Origin of the sequence: Micromonospora sp. NPDC000442 (assembly GCF_042898635.1) — a bacterium.
In the GTDB taxonomy this organism is placed as follows: Bacteria; Actinomycetota; Actinomycetes; order Mycobacteriales; family Micromonosporaceae; genus Micromonospora.
The window spans coordinates 1-1,008 of sequence record NZ_JBIAYZ010000062.1; the positions used below are offsets into that span (position 1 = coordinate 1).

General features: G+C 70.6%; 1 protein-coding gene. It reads right to left on the reverse strand.

What is annotated here, in order from left to right:
* Positions 1–1,008: IS701 family transposase (locus ACFY2A_RS30545; RefSeq protein ID WP_387176812.1), on the reverse strand; the 1,008-nt coding region annotated here is incomplete at both ends.

A 1,008-nucleotide genomic window follows, 5' to 3' on the forward strand; every position in this document is an offset into this window, starting at 1 on the left:
ACCGGTGGTGGTGTTGCGGCGGATTAGGAGGCTGTGGTGGCCGCCGTCGTCGGGGTCGGCATCGGTGCACACGTCGTCGAGCCAGGCCCAGTCGTAGAAGCGTGGGCCCTTGGATCCGGCGCCTGCGCTGCGGCGCTGCCACGCCGAGGCGGGCAGGTCGGCGGCGACCCGGTCAGCCCGCAGGCGGGTCTTGCCGCCGTCGAGGGGGACGAGGTGGCTGCGGGACACGGCCAGGACATAGCCCAGGCGGTGTTCGCGCAGGTGAGCGCGGAAGGCGCTGCTGTTGCCGTAGGCCTCGTCCGCAGCCGCCCACCCGGCGGGAACGCCAGCGTCGAGGGCTGCGGTGATCATGTCGGCGGCCAGCTCGGACTTCGTGGCGAAGGCGACCTCGTCGGGAACTCCGGCGGCCTGGCATCTGTCCCGGTCATCGGTCCACGACACCGGCAGGTAGACCCGGCGGTCGATCAGTGTGTGCCCATGCCGGCTGGCGTAGCCGCAGAACACCCCTACCTGCGCGTTCTCGATCCTGCCGGCGGTGCCGGTGTACTGGCGTTGCACCCCAACCGAATGCGTGCCCTTCTTCAGGTCCCCGGTCTCGTCAACGACCAGCACCGCGTCCGAGTCACCGAACCGGGCCACGACCACGTCGCGCAGATCGTCGCGGACGGCGTCGGCGTCCCACACCGCCCGATACAACAGCCTCTGCATCGCGTCAGGCCGGGCATGCCCGGCCTGCTCCGCCAACTGCCAGCACGTCTTGACCTCGATATCGGCCAGCAGCCCGGTCACGAACGCCGTCGCCGTGCGCCGCGGCTCGACCCGCCCGAACCGGCCCGCGAACGCATCACACACCCCGGCCAGAACCCGCCGCCACCGGGCAGGGTTTACGCTGTGGCACGCGGCCACCGCCAGATCTGAAGTCATGTCCACAGCAGACAGACGATCACGCGGTGGCCGCACCTCGTCTACCCGGCCCCACCAGCGACATCTCAAACGGCGGCTGCCGTA